At 72.3% G+C, this 19,079-nt stretch carries 18 protein-coding genes; 8 read left to right on the top strand and 10 right to left on the bottom strand.

The genetic code is table 11. From position 1 onward, the window contains the following. Nucleotides 1-2: 2 nt before the first annotated feature. The 4 genes from FHX31_RS02585 to FHX31_RS02570 all read right to left on the bottom strand — a co-directional run bounded on the left by FHX31_RS02585 (nt 3) and on the right by FHX31_RS02570 (nt 5,709). On the bottom strand, nt 3-929 hold the full coding sequence (locus FHX31_RS02585; protein ID WP_184974923.1) for a hypothetical protein: 927 nt from the start codon (nt 927-929) through the stop codon (nt 3-5). Then, nucleotides 919-1,428 (bottom strand): RNA polymerase sigma factor, encoded by a 510-nt coding sequence (locus tag FHX31_RS02580; RefSeq protein WP_184974920.1) that lies wholly within the window; start codon nt 1,426-1,428, stop codon nt 919-921. The genes FHX31_RS02585 and FHX31_RS02580 overlap by 11 nt, the downstream gene beginning before the upstream one ends. A gap of 149 nt (nt 1,429-1,577) precedes the next feature. Next, a complete protein-coding gene (locus tag FHX31_RS02575) occupies nt 1,578-4,568 on the bottom strand; it encodes a UPF0182 family membrane protein (RefSeq protein WP_221487992.1) in 2,991 nt (996 codons plus the stop codon). Nucleotides 4,569-4,695: 127 nt separating this feature from the next. After that, nucleotides 4,696-5,709: a YlbL family protein gene (locus tag FHX31_RS02570; protein WP_030273878.1), complete on the bottom strand. Its 1,014-nt coding sequence runs from the start codon at nt 5,707-5,709 to the stop codon at nt 4,696-4,698. A gap of 115 nt (nt 5,710-5,824) precedes the next feature. On the opposite strand from FHX31_RS02570, the gene FHX31_RS02565 reads away from it, so the two are divergent. Next, nucleotides 5,825-7,096, top strand: a complete 1,272-nt coding sequence (locus tag FHX31_RS02565) for a zinc-dependent metalloprotease (RefSeq protein WP_082171395.1) — start codon at nt 5,825-5,827, stop codon at nt 7,094-7,096. A 109-nt stretch (nt 7,097-7,205) separates the two neighbouring features. Here the strand turns inward: FHX31_RS02565 and FHX31_RS02560 are convergent, their stop codons facing one another. Beyond that, a complete protein-coding gene (locus FHX31_RS02560; RefSeq protein WP_184974914.1) occupies nt 7,206-7,841 on the bottom strand; it encodes a hypothetical protein in 636 nt (211 codons plus the stop codon). A gap of 112 nt (nt 7,842-7,953) precedes the next feature. Continuing rightward, nucleotides 7,954-8,475: a M48 metallopeptidase family protein gene (locus FHX31_RS02555; RefSeq protein ID WP_013288401.1), complete on the bottom strand. Its 522-nt coding sequence runs from the start codon at nt 8,473-8,475 to the stop codon at nt 7,954-7,956. A 473-nt stretch (nt 8,476-8,948) separates the two neighbouring features. On the opposite strand from FHX31_RS02555, the gene FHX31_RS02550 reads away from it, so the two are divergent. From FHX31_RS02550 to FHX31_RS02540, 3 genes are all read left to right on the top strand, one after another. After that, nucleotides 8,949-9,116 carry a DUF5679 domain-containing protein gene (locus tag FHX31_RS02550; protein WP_007464795.1) on the top strand — a complete coding sequence of 56 codons (168 nt, stop codon included), beginning with the start codon at nt 8,949-8,951 and terminating at the stop codon, nt 9,114-9,116. 178 nt (nt 9,117-9,294) lie between these two features. Further along, nucleotides 9,295-10,407, top strand: a complete 1,113-nt coding sequence (locus FHX31_RS02545; protein ID WP_141722597.1) for a hypothetical protein — start codon at nt 9,295-9,297, stop codon at nt 10,405-10,407. A 10-nt stretch (nt 10,408-10,417) separates the two neighbouring features. Next, on the top strand, nt 10,418-11,764 hold the full coding sequence (locus FHX31_RS02540; protein WP_013288403.1) for an ABC1 kinase family protein: 1,347 nt from the start codon (nt 10,418-10,420) through the stop codon (nt 11,762-11,764). Between the two features lie 334 nt (nt 11,765-12,098). Here FHX31_RS02540 and FHX31_RS02535 read toward each other — a convergent pair whose 3' ends face one another. The 3 genes from FHX31_RS02535 to FHX31_RS02525 form a co-directional block, all read right to left on the bottom strand. Next, the gene (locus FHX31_RS02535; RefSeq protein WP_013288404.1) at nt 12,099-12,464 is read right to left on the bottom strand and encodes a WhiB family transcriptional regulator; all 366 of its coding nucleotides are present in this window, start codon (nt 12,462-12,464) and stop codon (nt 12,099-12,101) included. 132 nt (nt 12,465-12,596) lie between these two features. After that, complete coding sequence (locus FHX31_RS02530; RefSeq protein WP_184974911.1) at nt 12,597-12,851, bottom strand: hypothetical protein; 255 nt, start codon at nt 12,849-12,851, stop codon at nt 12,597-12,599. 129 nt (nt 12,852-12,980) lie between these two features. Next, nucleotides 12,981-15,116, bottom strand: a complete 2,136-nt coding sequence (locus FHX31_RS02525; protein WP_184974908.1) for an ATP-dependent DNA helicase UvrD2 — start codon at nt 15,114-15,116, stop codon at nt 12,981-12,983. 91 nt (nt 15,117-15,207) lie between these two features. Between FHX31_RS02525 and FHX31_RS02520 the strand changes: the two genes are divergently transcribed. Next, complete coding sequence (locus tag FHX31_RS02520; RefSeq protein WP_013288407.1) at nt 15,208-15,450, top strand: mycoredoxin; 243 nt, start codon at nt 15,208-15,210, stop codon at nt 15,448-15,450. A gap of 58 nt (nt 15,451-15,508) precedes the next feature. Here FHX31_RS02520 and FHX31_RS02515 read toward each other — a convergent pair whose 3' ends face one another. Further along, nucleotides 15,509-16,762 (bottom strand): MFS transporter, encoded by a 1,254-nt coding sequence (locus tag FHX31_RS02515; protein WP_184974905.1) that lies wholly within the window; start codon nt 16,760-16,762, stop codon nt 15,509-15,511. Nucleotides 16,763-16,965: 203 nt separating this feature from the next. On the opposite strand from FHX31_RS02515, the gene FHX31_RS02510 reads away from it, so the two are divergent. The 3 genes from FHX31_RS02510 (at nt 16,966) to FHX31_RS02500 (ending at nt 18,723) form a co-directional block, all read left to right on the top strand. Next, on the top strand, nt 16,966-17,946 hold the full coding sequence (locus FHX31_RS02510; RefSeq protein WP_013288409.1) for a helix-turn-helix domain-containing protein: 981 nt from the start codon (nt 16,966-16,968) through the stop codon (nt 17,944-17,946). A 71-nt stretch (nt 17,947-18,017) separates the two neighbouring features. Further along, complete coding sequence (locus FHX31_RS02505) at nt 18,018-18,257, top strand: DUF397 domain-containing protein (RefSeq protein WP_013475247.1); 240 nt, start codon at nt 18,018-18,020, stop codon at nt 18,255-18,257. Nucleotides 18,258-18,453: 196 nt separating this feature from the next. Further along, nucleotides 18,454-18,723 carry a hypothetical protein gene (locus tag FHX31_RS02500; RefSeq protein WP_013288411.1) on the top strand — a complete coding sequence of 90 codons (270 nt, stop codon included), beginning with the start codon at nt 18,454-18,456 and terminating at the stop codon, nt 18,721-18,723. The last annotated feature ends 356 nt before the right edge of the window (nt 18,724-19,079 follow it).

The raw sequence follows: 19,079 nt of genomic DNA, 5'->3' as shown, positions 1-19,079 counted from the left end.
ACTCAGTCCAGCCACCGCCGGATCGCCTCGACCGCCCGGCGGCTGTCCGCGTCGAACTGGGCGCGCTGGGTCGAGGTGCTCTCCCAGCCCTGCTCCCACAGCACCGTCACCACGTCGCCGGAGCGCACCGCGCGCACCAGGTGCACCTCGTCGCCGCCGCTCGGATCGCCGTTGGCGTCCCGGTACGGCGTCCGCGTCTCGAACAGCACCGACTCGTCGCCGTACCCGCTGTCGGGCAGCAGACGCTGCCGCACCGTCGCCGGCGGCGTACCCCGGGCGGGCTGCTCGGGGCAGGCCCGGACCGCCGCGCGCAGCTCGGCCAGCGCCGCGCCGGCGCCCCCGGGCCGGTAGATCGTGATGCTGTGCCGGTAGTTGCCGGACGGCACCTCGTCGGCCGGCGCGCCGGCCCGGCGGTACGGCAGCGACCGGGCCCGCTGCGCCACCACCCGCTCGTCGCCGGGCGTCGCGCCGCAGAGCGCCGGCAGCACCGGTCCCGGGCCGAAGTAGTTGCCGGTACCGGCGTCGTTCGCGGCGGGCAGGACGAAGAACGCCCGGTCCGGGATGGTGGTCGGGGTCGCCGCGGCGGGCGGCGTGGTGGTCACGACCGGGCTCCGCGAGCCGGAGGTACGGCCGACGGTCGGCGACGGCGTGGCGGTCGACGGCGCGACCGAGGGCGCGGCGGACGACGGCCGCGGGGTGGGCGTACCCGCGGGGGGTGGAACCGGGTCGGGGCCCGGCCCGGCGGCGAACACCAGCTGGCTCCCCGCCACAGTGCCCGCGACCAGCCCGGCGGCGGCCAGGACGGTGATCGCGGCGCGGCGCCGGGCCCAGCGGTCGGCGCTGCGGCGCAGCCGGTCCGGCGCCGGCAGCACCCGCTCGTCGGTGTCGGCGGCGAGGGACCGGTAGTAGCGGTGCAGTTCACGCGACATCGTTGACCTCCAGCTCCTCGGCGGCGACGCCGGGCAGCAGCTCGGCCAGCCGGGCCCGTCCCCGGGACAACCAGGACTTCACCGTGCCGGCGGGCACGCCGGCCTCCCGGGCGATCTCCTCCACCGGCAGGTCGAACAGGTAGTGCAGGGCGAGCGCCTGCCGGTGCCGGGGCGGGAGCTGCCGCAGCGCCGCGACCAGCAGCACGGTGTCCTCGCCCGGCGGCCCGACGTCGGGTGGCGGGCCGGTGCGGCTGGCCGCGAGGCGCCACCCGCGCAGCCGCCGGAACCGGTCCGTCGCCAGCCGGCTGATCACCAGCCGCAGCCACGCCTCCGGCGCAGGATGGCCGGCGAGTCTCGCCCACTGCCGCCAGGCCCGGGCGTACGCCTCCTGCACGAGATCCTGGGCCTCGGCCGGGTCGCCGGCCACCGCGTAGCCGTACCGTACGGCCCGTCTCGACGTGCTGCGGTAGAAGTCGTCGAAGCTGTCCGCGTCCCGCATGTGCCCTCCCGCCCCCACACGTTCACCTGCACTGTTGACGGCACGGCGGGGTGCGGGGTTGCGGCCGGGGAGTCCGCTTCACGACACGAGCCCGTGGCCCGGGTGACCGTTGCGGTCCCGGACCACGGGCTCGTGGTGTCAGCTCGGCGTCAGCCGCCCGGTGTCGGCGCGGGCGACGTCGGCGCCGGTGGCGAGACACTGCCCGACGGCGCCGGGTTGCCCGAGCCGGTCGCCGCGGCCTGGGCCTGCTGGAACGCGCTCATCGCCTCGTCCAGCGCCTTCAGCGCACGCCCGTACCGCTCGAAGTCGCCGGACGTCTGCGCGGCCTTGACCTCGGCGATCGCGGTCTGCACCCGGGCGGCCGCCTGGGCCAGCTCCCCGCTCATCGGCGGCGGCGTGTTGTTGTTGTCGCCCCCGGTGGGCGGCGGCGTGGGGTTGTCGTCGGTGCTGGGCGGCGGGTTGTTGTTCGGCGCCCGCTTGCCCTGCTCGACGAGCTGTTTGATGCCGTCGCTGAGGTTGTTGGCGAGCACCACGTACGAGCCGCCGTCACCGTAGGAGAGCAGCACCTTCTGCAACAGCGGGTACGCGTCCTGGCTGCTGCTCTTCACGTACACCGGCTCGACGTAGAGCATGCCGTCGGCGAACGGCAGGGAGAGCAGGTTGCCGTACTGCACCTGCGCCTGGTTGGAGGAGAGCAGGTTGAGCTGCTGCCGGATGTCACCGTTGTTGGTCATCTGCTGGTGCACCTGCGTCGGCCCGGAGATGCGGGTCTGGTCGGGCAGCTCCAGCACCTCCAGCTTCGGCTGCCCGTCGACGTACGACCCGGAGACCAGCGCGGCGAGGTTCTGCCGCCCGTTCGGGGTGACCGCCGAGGTCAGCTGGAAGCGTGGACCGTCCTGCCCGGGGAACTGGGTGAACAGGTAGTACGGCGGCTGCTTCTGCCCGCTGTCCGGCGCGTCCGGCACGTTCGGCACCTGCCAGAAGTCCTGGCCGGAGTAGAAGTCGCCGGGGTCGGTGACGTGGAACTTGGTCAGCAGGTTGCGCTGCACCTTGAACAGGTCGGCCGGGTAGCGGAAGTGCTCGGCCAGCTCGGCCGGGATGTCGCCCTTGGGCAGCACCAGGTCGCCGCCGAACGCCTTGTTCCACGCCTTGAGCACCGGGTCGGTGTCGTCGTACGAGTAGAGCTTGACCGTGCCGTCGTACGCGTCGACAGTCGCCTTCACCGAGTTGCGGATGTAGTTGACGTTCTCCCGGGCGAGCTGGAACGTGCCCCGGCCGGTCAGCTCGTCGGCGGTCTCGGCCTGGAGGTTGACCCGCTCGGCGTACGGGTAGGTCGCGGCCGTGGTGTAGCCGTCGATGATCCACAGGACGCGCCCGTTGACCACCGCCGGGTACGGGTCGCCGTCGAGCGTGAGGAACGGCGCGACCTTCTCCACCCGGTCGCGCGGGTTACGCACGTACAGCAGCTTCGAGTTCTCGTTGACCGCCTCGGAGAGCAGGAAGTTCGACTCCTGCTCCTTGATCGCGTAGAGCAGCCGGCGCGGGAACGAGCCGATCTTGACGCCGCCCTCACCGGTGTAGGTGTAGTACTGCTCGCCGCCGGTGGAGGTGGGCCGGTCGAACTCGACGTTGCGCTCGCCGGTCTGCCCGACGATCGCGTAGTCGTCCGGCTCCATCCGCTCGCCGTAGTAGATCCGCGGCTGCTGGGCCGGGATCTCCTCGGCCGGCGCGGAGCACGCCTCCTGTGCCTTGTCGCCGAGGAAGCCGGAGACGAAGTACGGCTGGCCGCCGCAGACCACCTGGTTCGCCGGGGCGGCCACCAGGCCGTACCCGTGGGTGTAGACGGTGTGGCGGTTGATCCAGTTGCTCTGCTGGTCGGTCAGCTCGCCGTAGTTGATCTCACGGACGCCGACCACGTAGTCGGAGGTCTTGTCCTTGACCGAGTACCTGTCGATGTCCAGCTTCGAGCCGAAGTCGTAGAAGCCGCGGACCTGCTGGAGCTGCGTGTACGTCTCGGAGACCAGCTGCGGGTCGAGCAGCCGGATGTTCGACACCACTGACGTGTCGGTGGCCAGGCTGGCGGGTGGAACGAGGTTGCTGGCCGCGTACGGTGTGGTCTTCGTGCCGTCGAGGCTGAACGCGGTGCGGGTGGCCTTGATGCTGCGTTCGATGTACGGCGCCTCCTTGTCCCGGGCGCTCGGCTTGACCTCGAACGTCTGCACGGCCCACGGGTAGATGCCGCCGATCGCAACCGCGGAGACGCCCAGCAGGGCCAGCGAGATGCCCGGCCAGACCAGGTTCCGCATGACGGCGTTGGAGAACACGATGATCGCCAGCGCCACCAGGACGGAGATCCAGGCGAGGATCTCCTTCGCCGGGAGCAGCGCGTTCACGTCGGCGTAGCCGGCGCCGTAGAGCTTGGCGCCCTCGTTGTACTCCAGCAGCATGGCCCGCCGGTCCAGCACGTAGGCGACGGCCTTGAGCAGCACGAACACGGCTACCAGCGTGCTGAGGTGGGCGCGGGCGGCGTTCGTCATCCGGTCGCCGACGCCCTGGAGGCGCACGCCGCCGAAGATGTAGTGCACCGCCAGCGCGCCGAGCAGCGACAGCACCACGACTGTGAAGCCGACGCCGAGCAGGTAGCGCCAGAACGGGAGCTGGAAGACGTAGAAGCCGACGTCGACGCCGAACTCCGGGTCCTTCACGCCGAAGTCGCCGCCGTTGCGGAACAGCAGCCACTGACCCCAGCGGCTCTGCGCGGAGAGGCCGGCGAACAGCCCGACGACGGCGGCGGCGAGCGCGATCCAGGTGCCGAGCCGCGGGCTCAGCAGCATCCGGTAGCGCTCCAGCGTGGCCTGCTCGGCCGAGTGCGGACGCATCTTGGGCCGCAGCCGGTGGGCCAGCCAGAGGTTGCCGCCGACGAGCAGCGCCATGCCGACGCCGACCACGAGGAACAGCAGCAGGCGGGTGGCGAGCACTCCGGTGAAGACCTGGGTGTAGCGGACCTCGTCGAACCAGAGCCAGTCGGTCCAGGCGTTGACGCCCCACCCGAGGAGGGTGAACAAGATGAACACCCCGATCAGGACACCGATGGTGACGCGTCCGCGCCGGCTCATCCTCGGTAAGGGACTGCTACGCATGACCACTGTTGGCTCCGCACGCTCGATGTGATCGGCTCCGACCAGGCACCAAGAGTACGGGGTGTTCCTGAGCACGTCGGGTCAAGGTCACGTCACGATCCGCCCGCCGGCCGCCGCCCGGCCCGCCTCAGCAGCGCGTCGGCTGTCCCCCGGCGCGCAGCGTCTCGAGTGCCTTCAATGCCTCACCCAGCGTGGCGACCCTCAGCAGCGGCAGTCCCGGCTGCGGGTTGCGGACCGCCTCGGCGCAGTTGTCGGCGGGCACCAGGAACGCCTTCGCGCCCGCGTCCTTGGCACCGACCAGCTTCTGCGCGATGCCGCCGATCGGACCGACGCGACCCTCGTCGTCGATGGTGCCGGTACCGGCGATGATCTTCCCGCCGGTGAGGTCGGCCGGCTCCAGCTTGTCGATGATGCCGAGCGAGAACATCAGCCCGGCGCTCGGCCCGCCGATGTCACCCAGGTCGATCTTCAGGGTGAACGGGTGCGGCTGCTGCTGGTCGATCTCCACACCGATGCGCGGCCGGCCGTCCTGCTCGCGGCTGGTCACCGTCGCCGTACCCGGGGTGTCACCCCGGGTGTAGCCGATCGTCAGCGCGGTGCCCGCGGGCTTCGCCCGGATCAGCTCGGTGAGCTTGGCCGCGCTCGTCACCGGCACCCCGTCGACCGACGTGACCACGTCGTCGGGGCGCAGCACGTCGACCGACGGGCCGCCCGGCGTGACCGCCTTGACCAGCACCTTGATCGGGTAGCCCAGCTCGCGCAGCGCCGCCGTCTCGGCGCTGGTCTGCGAGTTCTGGAAGTCCTCCGCGTTGCGCTTCTCGACCTCTTCCTGCGACTCCCCCGGCGGGTAGACCAGCTCCCGCGGCACCACCGCCTCGTCCGAGGAGAACCATCCGGCCAGCGCCGACCGCAGCCGCACGGTCGGCTGCACACCGACAGTGGTGAGCCGGAGCTGACCGGCGGAGGTGGACGTCGCGCGGCCGGTCACCTGGATGACCTCCTTGCCGTCCTCACTGCCCAGCGTGTTCACCGTCGGACCGGGGCCGAGCACCACGTACGGCAGCGGCACGCTCAGCACGCCGACGCTGAGCAGGGCGGTGAGCAGGGCACCGAGGAGGACGGTCACGCCGCGACGTCTCATGGGCCAGAGCGTACCGATCCGTACCGTGCCGTCCGGCGCGGTGACCGGCGGACTTCGCCCTCAGCGCAACGCCGAGTGGCACGACCTGCGGCGGGCCCCGCGTACCGTAGAGGTCGTGCCTGATATTCCGTTCGGCTTCGCGCTCCCGGGTGGTCAACCACCGGACCCCAACGATCCCGCGGCGATGCAGCAGTTCATGTCGCAGTTGCAGCACCTGCTCTCGGCGCCGGGCAGCGGGCCGGTCAACTGGGACCTCGCCCGGCAGGTAGCCGCCAGCCAGCTCGCCGCCGCCGGCGACCCGGCGGTGTCGCCGTTCGAACGCAACGCGGTCGAGGAGGCGCTGCGCATCGCCGACCTCTGGCTGGAGCCGGCGACCTCGTGGCCCTCCGGCATCCGCACCTCGGTCGCCTGGAACCGCAACGAGTGGATCTTCAAGACGCTCGACGTGTGGCGCAAGCTCTGCGACCCGGTGGCCAGCCGGATGGTCGGCGCGATGGGCGACCTGGTGCCGCCGGAGGCCCGCGCCCAGCTCGGCCCGATGCAGTCGATGGTCGCCACGCTCGGCGGCGCCCTCTTCGGCGGCCAGCTCGGCCAGGCGCTCGGCTCGCTCGCCGCCGAGGTGCTCTCCGCCGGTGACATCGGCCTGCCGCTCGGCCCCGCCGGCACCGCCGCGCTCGTCCCCGCCAACATCAAGGTGTACGGCGAGGGCCTGGAGCTGCCCGAGGACGAGGTACGCCTCTACGTGGCCCTGCGCGAGGCCGCCCACCAGCGGTTGTTCCAGCACGTGCCGTGGCTGCGCGGGCACGTGCTGACGGCTGTGGAGAACTACGCCGCGGGGATCCGGGTCAACCGGGAGGCGATCGAGGAGGCGATGGGCCGGGTCGACCCGACCGACCCGGAGTCGATGCAGGCGATCGCGCTGGAGGGCATCTTCACGCCGGAGGACACGCCCGCGCAGAAGGCGTCGCTGGCCCGGCTGGAGACCGTGCTCGCCCTGGTCGAGGGCTGGGTCTGCCACGTCGTCGACAGCGCCGCCGGTGACCGCCTCCCCAACGTCGTACGCCTCGGCGAGGCGTTCCGCCGCCGCCGCGCCGCGGGTGGCCCGGCCGAGCAGACGTTCGCCGCGCTGGTCGGTCTCGAACTGCGGCCCCGCCGCCTGCGTGAGGCGACGGTGCTGTGGGCGGCGCTGACCGAGCACCGCGGCATCGCCGGCCGGGACGCGGTCTGGGGCCACCCGGACCTGCTGCCCTCCGACGACGACTTCGCCGCCCCGGAGGCGTTCGCCACGACGAGCACCGATCTCGACGACGAGCTGGCGAACTTCGACTTCTCCGCCCCCGGCGCCCCGGAGGAGAAGTCCCCCGGCGAGGACGACGACAAGCACTGACACCGCCCACCCCGTCGATCTTGCAGTTGTGGCCCTCGGAATGTCCTGAAAGCGGCTTCTGTCGGATACCAAAGTGCAAGATCGGCGGGCCGGGAACGGAGGGTGGGGGTCAGACGGGGCGGCCGGACAGCAGGGCGCGCGTCGCCTCCCAGCCCTCGACGGCCGGATCGAGTGCGGCCAGGTCAGCCGGGCCGCGCATCCGGTGCCAGCCGGCGGTGACCGCCACGTCGCCCGGGCTCGGTGCCGCCCGTCGCACCTCGGCCGGCGCGGTGGTGTCCAGGTCCAGCGCCGGCAGCCACGCCGGTACGGGCAGTCGCGCCGCCACTCCCAGCAGCCCGGTTCCGCTCCCCTCGACCGGGGCCACCGCCACCGGCCGGGTGGTGAGCGGCCGGAGCAGCTTGCCGAGCGTCAGACCGGGCACGTCCGGCGCGTCCGCCGCCACCACCGCCACCTGGTCGTAGCCGGCCACCCCGCCATCGCGGGCCGCCCGGTCACCGGCCAGCGCCGCGAACACCGCGTTCGACGTGGGCTCGGGCACCTCGTACACCTGGGTGCCGGGCCAGACCACGGCGTCGGCCAGCCATCGGTCCCGGCTGGTGACCGCCACCGCGGTCTCCACCTCGTTCAGCGTGGCGAGCAGGTCCACCACGTCCTCGGCGAGCGCGGTACGCCATCGCGCCGGATCGATTCCGGGCGGCGTCCAGGTCACCGGGCCGAGCAGCGCCACCACCACACGTCGCGACATTCGCCGACCTTAACCCCCGCCCCACCCGCGTCCGTTCACGATCATGAGGTTGGCGGTGACGAAGCGGACGAAACGCCAGGCCAACTTCATGATCGACCGCGATGGGCGGTGGTCAGGGGATGGCGGCGGTGGCGGCCACGCCCTCCAGGTAGCCGCGGGCGCGCTCCGACCTCGGGTAGCGGGCGACCAGCGCCCAGAAGTCGGCGTTGTGGCTGGGCACGATGAGATGCGCCAGCTCGTGCAGCAGCACGTAGTCGATCACCCAGTCGGGCATGTCCTGGACCCGGTGCGAGATCCGGATGGTGCGGTCGGCGGGCGTACAGGAGCCCCAGCGGCCGTTCTGGTTGGTCACCCAGCGGACGCTGGCCGGCGCGGCAGCCGACCCGTGTTCGGGCAGGTAGAGGTCGATCAGGCGGGTGGCGCGGGCGAGCAGTTCGGCATCCGAGCGGGCCAGCCGGCCCTCGCGGGCGGCGAGCCGGGCGAGCATCCGGTCGACCCACTCGCTCTCCTCGGCCCGGGAGAACTGGTCGGGGATCAGCACGACGACGCGCTCACCGTCCCGGTACGCGGACACCGTGCGCCGCCGACGCTGGCTGCGCCGCACCTCGACGACGGGCTTCCGCGTCACGGCCATTACCGGTCCGCGCAGCCTCGGTTGACTGTCACGATGGAAAGCTAATGCGTACTGACCAGGACTCCGCAAGAGTCAACACGACGACACGCGCCCGGAAAGTGGCGGTTGATTGTCAGGAGTCCGGAAAAAATTCTTTGCGACGGTAGCTGACCATCACCTGACCGACCCTGTTCACGTTAAGTGATCTACGACGGGTGACTGTCGGGGGGCCGCGCGAAGCGGATCTGGGTGCATTCATCCGGCGTGTCCGCGCGAAACTGACTTATCCGACGTTACTCGGCATGCACACTCTCGACGTCGACTTGCTCACAGAGTCGGCGTACAGCTGCCATGGAACCGCCCAGACCTGGGTAGGGTCCGCCAACCACGGTCAGGTGACTGACCGCGGAGAACCCCCGGCGCCGGTGCCACGCGTGGGCCGCCGCAGGGAGACCCGCCGGGACACCTCCGGCGGACGAGACGAGGAGGCTACCGTGGCCGACCAGGCCCAGACCTACAACGGTTACTGCGTGAAGTGCAAGGAGAAGCGGGACTTCGAGGGGCACGTGGAGGTCTCGAAGACCGGCATGAACATGGCCAAGGGCAAGTGCCCGGTGTGCGGCACAACAGTGAACCGCATCCTGGGCAAGGCCAAGGTCTGACCCGTACGGCAGAAACGGAGGAGGACGGCCGTCGGCCGTCCTCCTCCGTCGTGTAGCCGACACAGTTACCGGCTGGTTGTGGAAAACCGGCGAGATCCTGTGGACAACGCTGGCCACGGCTCGCCGCACCTGTGGACAACGAGCGACGGAGCGCGTGGAGACGGTCACGATCAGTGGCGTGACCGATCCGACACCGCTCGTCCGTCCCGTCCTGCTGCCCGGCCTGACCCGGCTCTGGCGCGACCGGCACACGCTCCAGCTGGGCGAGCCGCCCGGCCGCGCGGTGCTGCTGGAGATGTCCTCGCCGGGAACGGCCCGCCTGCTCGACCTGCTCGACGGCACCCGCAGCGAACGCGCCGTGCTGGCCGGGGCGGGCGCCGCGCGAGTCCCGCCCGAGGAGGCACGCGCCCTGCTCGACACGCTCCGGGACGCCGGGCTGGTGGTGCCGGCACAGGCACTGCTCCCCCGCGAGCTGGCCGGAGCGGCCCGGGACCGGCTGGCCGCCGAGGCTGCCGCACTGGCGCTCGCGTCGCCCGACCTGCCCGGCACACCGGCCCGGCTGCTGCGCCGCCGCCGTGCCGCCCGGGTGCTGGTCACCGGTACGGGACGCCTCGGCGCAGCGGTCGCCGTCGCGCTGGCCCAGGCCGGGGTCGGGCACGTCGTACCCGATCTGGCCGGCCCGGTCGGCGCCGGCGACCTGGTCGGGACCGGCCTGACCGCCGCGGAGCTGGGCCGTCCGCTGGCCCCGGCGGTACGCGCGGCGCTGGAACGGTGCGCGCCCGGAACTGTCACCGGCCCGTCCCGGGCGGCCCGGCCGGACCTGGTGGTGCAGCTCGGCGTCGACCGTCCGGCCGAGCTGCTGGCCACCGGGTACGCCCGCCGGCGTCAGCCCCATCTGCTGCTCGACCTGCGCGGCGGCGTACCGGTGGTCGGTCCGCTGGTCCGCCCGCCCGCCGGTCCCTGCCTGCGCTGCCTCGACCTGCACCGTGGCGACCGGGATCCGGACTGGCCCGCGCTCGCCGCCCAGCTCGCCGCCGACCGGGGTGCGCGGGCCTGCGCCGCCGCCACCGGGCTCGCCGCGGCGGCCTTCGCCACGGCCGAGGTGCTGGCCCAGCTCGACGGCGCCCAGCCGGAGACGCTCGGCGGCGCGGTGGAGGTCCGGGGTCCGGGTCGCGTCCGCTACCGACGGTGGCCCCCACACCCCTCCTGCGGTTGCTGCCGGCGTCGCCCGATCCGGTCGGCCCCGGCCACTACCCGCCGCACGGCAGCAGCGGAGGCCCCGCGTCGGTAACAATGGCCGGGTGACCGACATCCCGCGCCGGGCCGTGTCCCGCACCGCCAAACTCGCCGCCCTGCCGCTCGGGTTCGCCGGTCGAACCGTCCTCGGCATGGGCAAGCGGGTGACCGGCCTCGCGTCCGACGTCATCTCCGCCGAGATCCAGCAGCGCACCGCCGAGCAGTTGTTCAGCGTGCTCGGGCAGCTCAAGGGCGGGGCGATGAAGTTCGGCCAGGCCCTGTCGGTGTTCGAGGCGGCGCTGCCCGAGGAGGTCGCCGCGCCCTACCGGCAGGCGCTGACCAAGCTCCAGGAGGCTGCGCCGCCGCTGCCTGCGGCGACAGTGCACAAGGTGCTCGCCGAGCAGCTCGGCCCGGACTGGCGCGACCGGTTCGTCGAGTTCGACGACACCCCGGCCGCCGCGGCGAGCATCGGCCAGGTGCACCGCGCGGTCTGGCGCGACCCGGGGTACGGGCCGAACGGCGGCCCCCAGCACCGGGACGTGGCCGTGAAGATCCAGTACCCGGGGGCGGGTGACGCCCTGCTCGCCGACCTCAAGCAGCTCTCCCGGCTCGGCGGCATGTTCCGGGCCATCCAGCCGGGGCTGGACGTGAAGCCGCTCCTGGCCGAGTTGCGCGAGCGCATCACCGAGGAACTGGACTACGAACTGGAGGCGGAGTCGCAGCGGGCGTTCGCCGCCGCGTACGCCGACGACCCGGACATCTTCATCCCGGAGGTGCTCGACGCCGCGCCGCGGGTGCTGATCACCGAGTGGGTGGAAGGCATTCCGCTGTCCCAGATCATCCGGGAGGGCACCGAGGAGCAGCGGAACGAGGCCGGCCGGCTGATGGCCGAGCTGCACCTGTCCGCGCCGGAGCGGGCCGGGCTGCTGCACGCCGACCCGCACCCGGGCAACTTCCGGCTGCTCCCGGACGGCCGGCTCGGCGTGATCGACTTCGGAGCGGTGGCCCGGATGCCGCAGGGCACGCCCGAGCCGATCGGCCGGATCGCAGCACTGGCGCTGCGCGGGGACGCCGACGCGGTGGTGGAAGGGCTGCGCGCCGAGGGCTTCGTCAGCCGCACCGAGTCGATCGACGCCCCGGCGGTGCTCGACTTCCTGCGTCCGATGCTGGAGCCGATCGCCGCGGAGGAGTTCCGCTTCACCCGGGCCTGGCTGCGCGGCGAGGCGACCCGGCTGGCCAGCCCTCGCTCCCCCGCCTACCAGCTCAGCCGGCAGCTCAACCTGCCCCCGTCGTACCTGATGATCCACCGGGTCACGCTGGGTTCGATCGGGGTGCTCTGCCAGTTGGAGGCGAAGGCGTCCTACCGGTCGATCCTGGAACGCTGGCTACCAGGCTTCGCGCCGGTGGTCTGAGCGCAAGCCGGCGAGCGCGCGGGCCGGCGAGCGGGCACGGCGAAGGGGCGGTGACCTGTCGGTCACCGCCCCTTCCTCACGCGATCGTTCTACAGAACGCCCAGGTCGCGGGCCGACTGGCTGCGACCCCGCATGGCGACGGTACGGGCGGAACGGGTTGCCTCAGTGCTCGTGGTGGTGCGACCGGCCTGAGGCCGGCGCATTCGAGCCCTGGACAACGCTTCGTGGAGTAGTTGCATTTCGAATCCGTTCGGCAGGTTCAGCATCAGGGTTTCTCTCTCAGGTCGGCCGGTGGAGGGACACCGGCATCGGTCGGTTTCGGAACGTAGGTTTGTCAGGCTGCCAGCCGGACGGAGCTACGCGACTCGGACAGCCCGCTGGCCGCCAGTCGCGCCTCCGCCTCGACCCGGAGCTGCGCGTCACGGGCGAGGTCCTCCTTGCGCGGACGGCCACGGGGCCGCTTGCGCGGGACGACCGCGCCACGCTCGAAGATCTCGCCGCCCCAGACGCCCCAGGGCTCGGCTCGCTCCACCGCCCCGGCCAGGCACTCGACGCGCAGCGGGCAGTCCCCGCAGAGCGACTTGGCCAGCTCGAGCTCGGCGGGCGAGTCGGAGAACCACAGGTCGGGGTCGAACTTCCGGCAGGGCAGGTTCGCCTCCACGTCGACGCTCACGTCGAGGGGGGCCAACGCCAGACTCATCCTCCGGTCACCTCTCTCTCACTTCGATCTCGTGGATCGCATTCCGACGTACTTCGGCGGGACAAAAAACTGAGGCCGCGGATCCCGGTATGCGGGTTCCGCGGCCTCGAGGTGAGCCGGTGGTCTGATGGATCAGACCGGTCTACCTCGAGGTGGAACACCGCGGACATCCGTGCGCTTCTTGGCGCCATCGATGCCCTTGCCCGCGAAGCCACTGGTCCCCTCGACTCCGGCGATCGGCGCAACGGTCAGGTTCAGCTCGGCCTGAACCGGGACCTGGTGCACCTGCGGAGCCGACGGTCGAGCGGCGAGGGCCACCCGGACAGCCGACAGCGGAGCGACGGCAGACGGCATCGCCGCAAGACGCTCATAGGTGAAGAGCTTCATTGGTGCCACCTCCCTACTCTCCTCGTGCCGACCGTGGACTCATCCCCTTTGAGCAGCCAGAACGGCGCCGCTCGCGAGGTGTGTCATGAGGCTATTCCTAGCCCTCGGGGGAGGGCAAACGATTTACGGCTAGTTTTCAGAAGTTTTCTGTGGGCAGACCTCGTCCACCGTGGCGCCCGCCACCAGGGCGAGCACCGTATCCCCGTAAAGCCCGACTTTTCGGGGCCCGATCCCGGCGATCGCCACCAGTTCCTCGGTGCGGCCGGGCTTCCGCTCGGCCAGCGCGGTGAGCGTTGCGTCGGTGAAGACCACGTACGCCGGCACCTTCTGCGCGCCCGCCACCCGCTGCCGCCACTCGCGCAGCCGCTCGTACAGCTCCTCGTCGATGTCCGACGGGCAGGTCGGGCAGCGGCCCAGTTTGCGGTCCGCGCCGGCGAGCAGCGTGGCGCCGCAGATCCGGCACGAGACCACCTGCGGCCGCCGTCGCTCGGCCCGCCGCTCGGCCCGCCGCGCCGGCCCGCCGCCGCCGGCCCGCTCCCCGCCGCCGGACCGGTCGAGCTGCGGCAGGAACCGCGAGGGCCGCCGGGCCCGCCCACCCGGCGAGCGCGCGGTGGCGTACGACAGCCAGAGCCACTCCCGGGCCCGGGTGATCCCGACGTAGAGCAGCCGCCGTTCCTCCTCGACCTGCTCCATGGTCTTCGCGTACGTGGTGGGCAGCGTTCCCTCGGCCAGCCCGACCAGGAACACCGCGTCCCACTCCAGCCCTTTCGCCGAGTGCAGCGACGCGAGCGTCACCCCCTCGACTGTGGGCACGTGCTGCTGGGCGGCCCGCCGGGCGAGTTCCTCGGTGAACCCGGTCAGGCCCGGTTCCTCCTCGGCCTGCGCCGCGTACTCCTCGGCGAGCTGGACCAGCGCGGCGAGCGCCTCCCACCGCTCCCGTGCGGCGCCGCCGGGCGGGGGCGCGTCGGGCGCCCAGCCGACGGCGGTGAGCGCCTCGACCACGGCGGCCGGCACCGGGGTTCCCGCGTCGGCCGACCGGGTGGCGGCGCGCAACGCGATCATCGCCTGGCGCACCTCGGGCCGTTCGAAGAACCGCTCCGCACCCTGGAGCACGTACGGCACCCCGGCCTCGGAGAGCGCCTTCTCGTACGCCTCGGACTGCGCGTTGGTGCGGAACAGCACCGCGATCTCCCGCGCCGGGGTGCCGCCCGCCACGAGCGCCCGGCAGCGGGCCGCGACCGCGTTCGCCTCGGCCGGCTCGTCGGTGAAGATCCGCAGTTCCGGTTCCGGGCCGGGCCGGCGCTGGCCGTGCAGCTCCAGCCGCAGCCGCGCCTCGGTGCCCCGGGCCTGCGAGATCACCGCGTTGGCGAGCCCGACCACCTGCGGTGTGGAGCGGTAGTCGCGGACCAGCCGGACGACTGTCGCGCCGCGGTGCAGCCGGGGGAAGTCGACCAGGTACGACGAGGTGGCACCGGTGAACGAGTAGATCGTCTGGCTGGCGTCGCCGACCACTGTGAGGTCGTCCCGGCCGCCCAGCCACGCCTCCAGCAGCCGCTGCTGGAGCGGGTTGACGTCCTGGTACTCGTCGACCACGAAGTGCCGGTACTGGTTGCGCACCTGCTCGGCCACATCCGGGTGCTCCTCGATGCCCCAGACCGCGGCGCGCAGCATGTCCTCGAAGTCGATCACCCCGTTGCCGCGCTTGAGCCGCTCGTACGCGTCGAACACGTCGGCCACCCGGGCCGGCTCGTACGGCGTCTCGCGCAGCGCCTTGGCCGCGGCGACGACGTACTCCCCGGGCTCGACCAGCGACGACTTGGCCCACTCGATCTCGGCGGACAGGTCCCGCGCGGCGGCCCGGTCGGCGCGCAGGCCGACCTTGGCGGCGGCGAGCGTGACCACCCGCACCTTGCTGTCCAGCAGCTCCGGCATGGCCCGGCCGGCCAGCAGCCGGGGCGCGAAGTAGCGGACCTGCCGCAGCGCCGCGGCGTGGAACGTGCGCGCCTGCACACCCTGCACCCCGAGCACTGTGAGACGGCTGCGCATCTCGGCGGCGGCACGGGCGGTGAACGTGACCGCCAGCACATGCCGGCCGGCGATGTCGCCGGTCAGCGCCCGGTACGCGATCCGCGAGGTCACCGCCCGGGTCTTGCCGGTGCCGGCGCCGGCCAGGATGCAGACCGGACCGGCCGGGGCGGTCACCGCGGACCGCTGCTCCGGATCCAGCCCGGCCAGCACCCGTTCCGCCGCTGAGTGAACGCCCACAGCAGGGAATCATCCCAGCATCGTGTGACGTTGCAGCGGTTAGCCTGGCCTGATCGGACCGGGCGCGAGCCACCCCTTGGAGGACCAGACCATGCTGACGATGTATTCCACCCCGTGGTGCGGCTACTGCCACCGGCTGAAGTCGCAGCTCGACCGGGAGGGCATCGCGTACGAGGTGGTCGACATCGAGCAGGACCCGACGGCCGCGGACTTCGTGATGGGCGTCAACGGCGGTAACCAGACCGTCCCGACGCTGCGCTTCGCCGACGGCAGCGCCCTGACCAACCCTTCGATCACCCAGGTCAAGCAGCACCTGGCCGCGCTGCCCGGCTGATCCGCCAGCGACGCCACGAGCGGCCGCACCCGATCCGGGTGCGGCCGCTCGCCGTCGTTCAGGAACCACCGCGGCTGAGCACCCCGTCGTCGGCCGGCTTCCGGGGCGCCGGGATCCGCACCGGTCCGGCGACCGGCATGGTCAGCCCGCGACCTCGCCACAGGTAGAAACCGGCCGCCGTGGTGACCGCACCGACGAGGGCGAACAGCAGCCGGTAGTCGAACACGCCGACGAGCAGCGCGCCGGTGCCGATGGAGAGCGCCTGCGGGCCGCTGACCAGCGCCTCGGACGCGGCGGTGACCCGGCCCAGCAGCCGCGGCGGCGTCCGCCGCTGGATCAGCGTGTTCAACCCCACCATGGTCAGCGGCAGCGAGAGGCCGGCCAGCAGCAGCGCCACCACCCCGAGCCACAACCGGGGGTACGCGAGCGCCAGCGCGGCCGGCCCGAAGAACGTCACGCCCGCGGCGAGCGCGCCGACCTCGCCGAACCGGCGGACCACGGCGGCCGAGAACAGGCCGCCGACCAGCCCGCCGACGCCCTGCACCATGACCAGCACGCCGACGAACGCGGCGTCGCGGTGCAGGCCCAGATCGACGTACGCGAAGATCAGCGACTCGGTGAAGCCCATCACCAGCGAGCCGAGCCCGTACCCGAGCAGCGCCCGGCGCAGCGCCGGCTCGCCGGTCAGGTGCCGCAGCCCCGCGCCCAGTTCGGACGGCCCGCGCCGACCCGGCCGCGACGGCGTGCTCTCCTCCACGCGCAGCCGCCCGACCACCGCCGCCGCGACGAGGAAGCCGGTCATGGCCAGCAGGACCAGCAGCCAGCCGCCGACTGCGGCGTAGACACCGGCCCCGGCCAGCGGCCCGATCAGCCGCAGACCCTGCCGGACGGTCTGGAGCAGTCCGTTCGCGTCGGCGAGCAGATCGGGCGGAACCAGATGCCGGATCAGTCCGTTGAGCACGGCGGTGAGCGTGATGTACGACAGTCCGTAGAGCGCGGCGACCACGTAGATCACCCAGACGTCGGACCGGTCCCGGACCGTGAGCAGCGGACCGAGCAGCACTGCCGCGACCAGGTTGGCGGCGATGAAGAACTGTCGCCTCCGGTAGCGGTCGACCACCCAGCCGACCAGCGGGGCGAGCGTCATCGGCGCGATGACCGCGAAGATGGTCGCCCCGGCCATGCTGTCCGAACCGGTCAGATCCTTGACCCAGACGGCCAGGGCGAGCAGCAGGACCGACTCCGCCGCCATGCTCGCGACGAGCGCGGCGAACAGGAGACGGAAGTCGGGGCGGCGCAGGACGGTGCGCATCGGTTCCCTCCGGCAGGGGTGCGCCACCAGGGCGCGTCGGGGGCGGGCGCTGGTGAAGACACCCTCCACGGTCCTCTTTTTGTCTCGTGACACGCCCTTGCCGGAACCTCCGACGCCGGTCGCGCCGTCCATACTGACCGTGGGGGGCGAATTTCATACAGTTACCGTCGCGTCAAGCGACGGTCGACGGGAAAGAGGACGCCGTGCCTCCTGCCGTACCAGGCCCGATTCTGCGCCGTCGTCGACTCGGCATCGAGCTGCGTCGGCTCCGCGAACAGGCCGGTCTGACCGGTGACCAGGTCATCGAGCGGATCGGCTGGGCCTCCGCATCCAAGTTGTCCCGTCTGGAGAACGGCCGCAGCCGTCCCGACCCGGACGACGTGGACGTGTTGCTGACGCTCTACGGCGCCGACGAGGAGCAGCGCGCGGAACTGACCGGGATCACCCACGAGGCCGGCGACATGCGCGGCTGGCTGCGCAACTTCCCGGTGATGACCCAGCAGCAGCGCGCCTTCGCCGAGCTGGAGGCGGGTTGCGCGGAGATCTCCGAGTACAACCCGGTGCTGGTGCCGGGGCTGCTGCAGACGCCCGGGTACGCCCGGCACCGGATCATGTCCGCCGCGCAGGTCGCCGCCGAGGCCGGCGACCCGGAGACCGAGGATCCCGAGACCGAGGTACGCGCGCGGCAGGCCCGCCAGTCGCTGCTGACCCGCTCCCCCGACGTGCCCCGCTACACGGCGGTGCTGGAGGAGGCGGCGCTCGGCCGCCGTGCCGGGCCACCGGAGGTGCTGCACGAGCAGCTCGTCCACCTGTGCGAGATGGCACTGCTGCCGAACGTGACGCTGCGCCTGCTGCTTCGGGACACCCGGGTCGGTGACTGGTACCTTCCGCCGACCGCGTTCTCGGTCTACCGGTTCGCCGATCCCCTCGATCCGGAGACACTCGCCATCGAAGGTGGGTTCACCGACGTCATGTCGACCGAGGTAAACACCCTAAATCGCTATAAAGTGGTGTTCGAGTGGCTATGCTCGTCGGCGCTCTCCGCATCGGACACCCTCTCCTGGTTGATCGAGGCGACGGGACGGCTGACCGGCACGGCAGTCGAGTCCACGGTGGCGTACGGGCCGGCAACGGCGCCGGCCCAGCGACGCCGGGACTCGGGGCGCCTCACCACGGAACGGTGATCCGGCACGGACACCGCCCGCGCTCCGGCGTCGCTCGGACCCATCGGAGCACCTCACCAGGAGCAAGCACCATGAACGAGATCCACACCAGCACGACCGCCCGCTCGGGACGGCTCGCCGGCGCCGCCTGGCGCAAGAGCACCCGCAGCCAGACCTCCAACTGCGTGGAGGTCGCGCCGCTTGACTCCGGGCCGGCCACAGTGGCGCTGCGGGACAGCAAGGACCCGAGCGGACCGGTCCTGCTGTTCGACCGGGCCGGATGGCTCGGCTTCCTCGCCGGAACGAAGAGCGGTCAGTTCGATCTGGACTGATCCGGCGATCCCCGGAGGGCCGTCGGCGTGCGCCGGCGGCCCTTCGCGCGTCCACCCCCGACAACGGTGCTGACCTGGGATCCCCCGATCGGTCGAGCTGGCGCGTTCCCCTTGCCGGGCTGTCACATCGGCGTAACATGACGCGGGAGTGACGTGGAAGTTCCAGCGTGTAACCGCCGATTGTCCGGGGGACACCATGCGGTTCCTGATCGTCCGCACCGAGATCCGTACCGCCGCCGACGCCGACATCGCCGCCGCCTGGGCCGGCGGGGGCCGCCTGCGGGACGAGACGAGCACGCCGGAGCCCCGCCGCCAGGTCGTCCACGCCGAGGACCGGGACGCCGCGCTCCTGCTCGCCCGCGCACTGTCCGCCGTCGGTGCGGTACGCACAGGCCGACACCGGGTCAAAGTGCTGCCGATCGAGGAATCTGCTCCCGGGCACCCGTACCGCTGGGACGGTGGATGACCGGACGCTGACGTCCGTCGTGGCCGGACCGGCCTCCCCCGCCGTTTACCCGCCTCACCCGGCCTCGACGGCACGTGTTCCCGGCCCGCGACCGTCGCGGCAACGACGGTCCGGGTCGGGGCCGCGCCCCACCCCCGTTCCACCCGGCCGAGGTCCGCCCGGCCCAGGTCCGCCCGGCCTCGCCAGTTCGGGGAGGTGGCTGTATCCCACCGCCCTCGACCACACCACTTCCCCGAACTGGTGCCACCCACCAGCCCGAAACCCGCCAACCCGACCGCGAGTCCCGCCGCACTCACCCGGCGGTGGCACGACCACCGAAACCCGGCCGACCCACCAGCTCGGCGAAGTGGCGGCAT

The organism is Micromonospora sp. CNZ286 (genome assembly GCF_014207755.1).
This window is presented reverse-complemented; position numbering and strand designations above follow the sequence as displayed.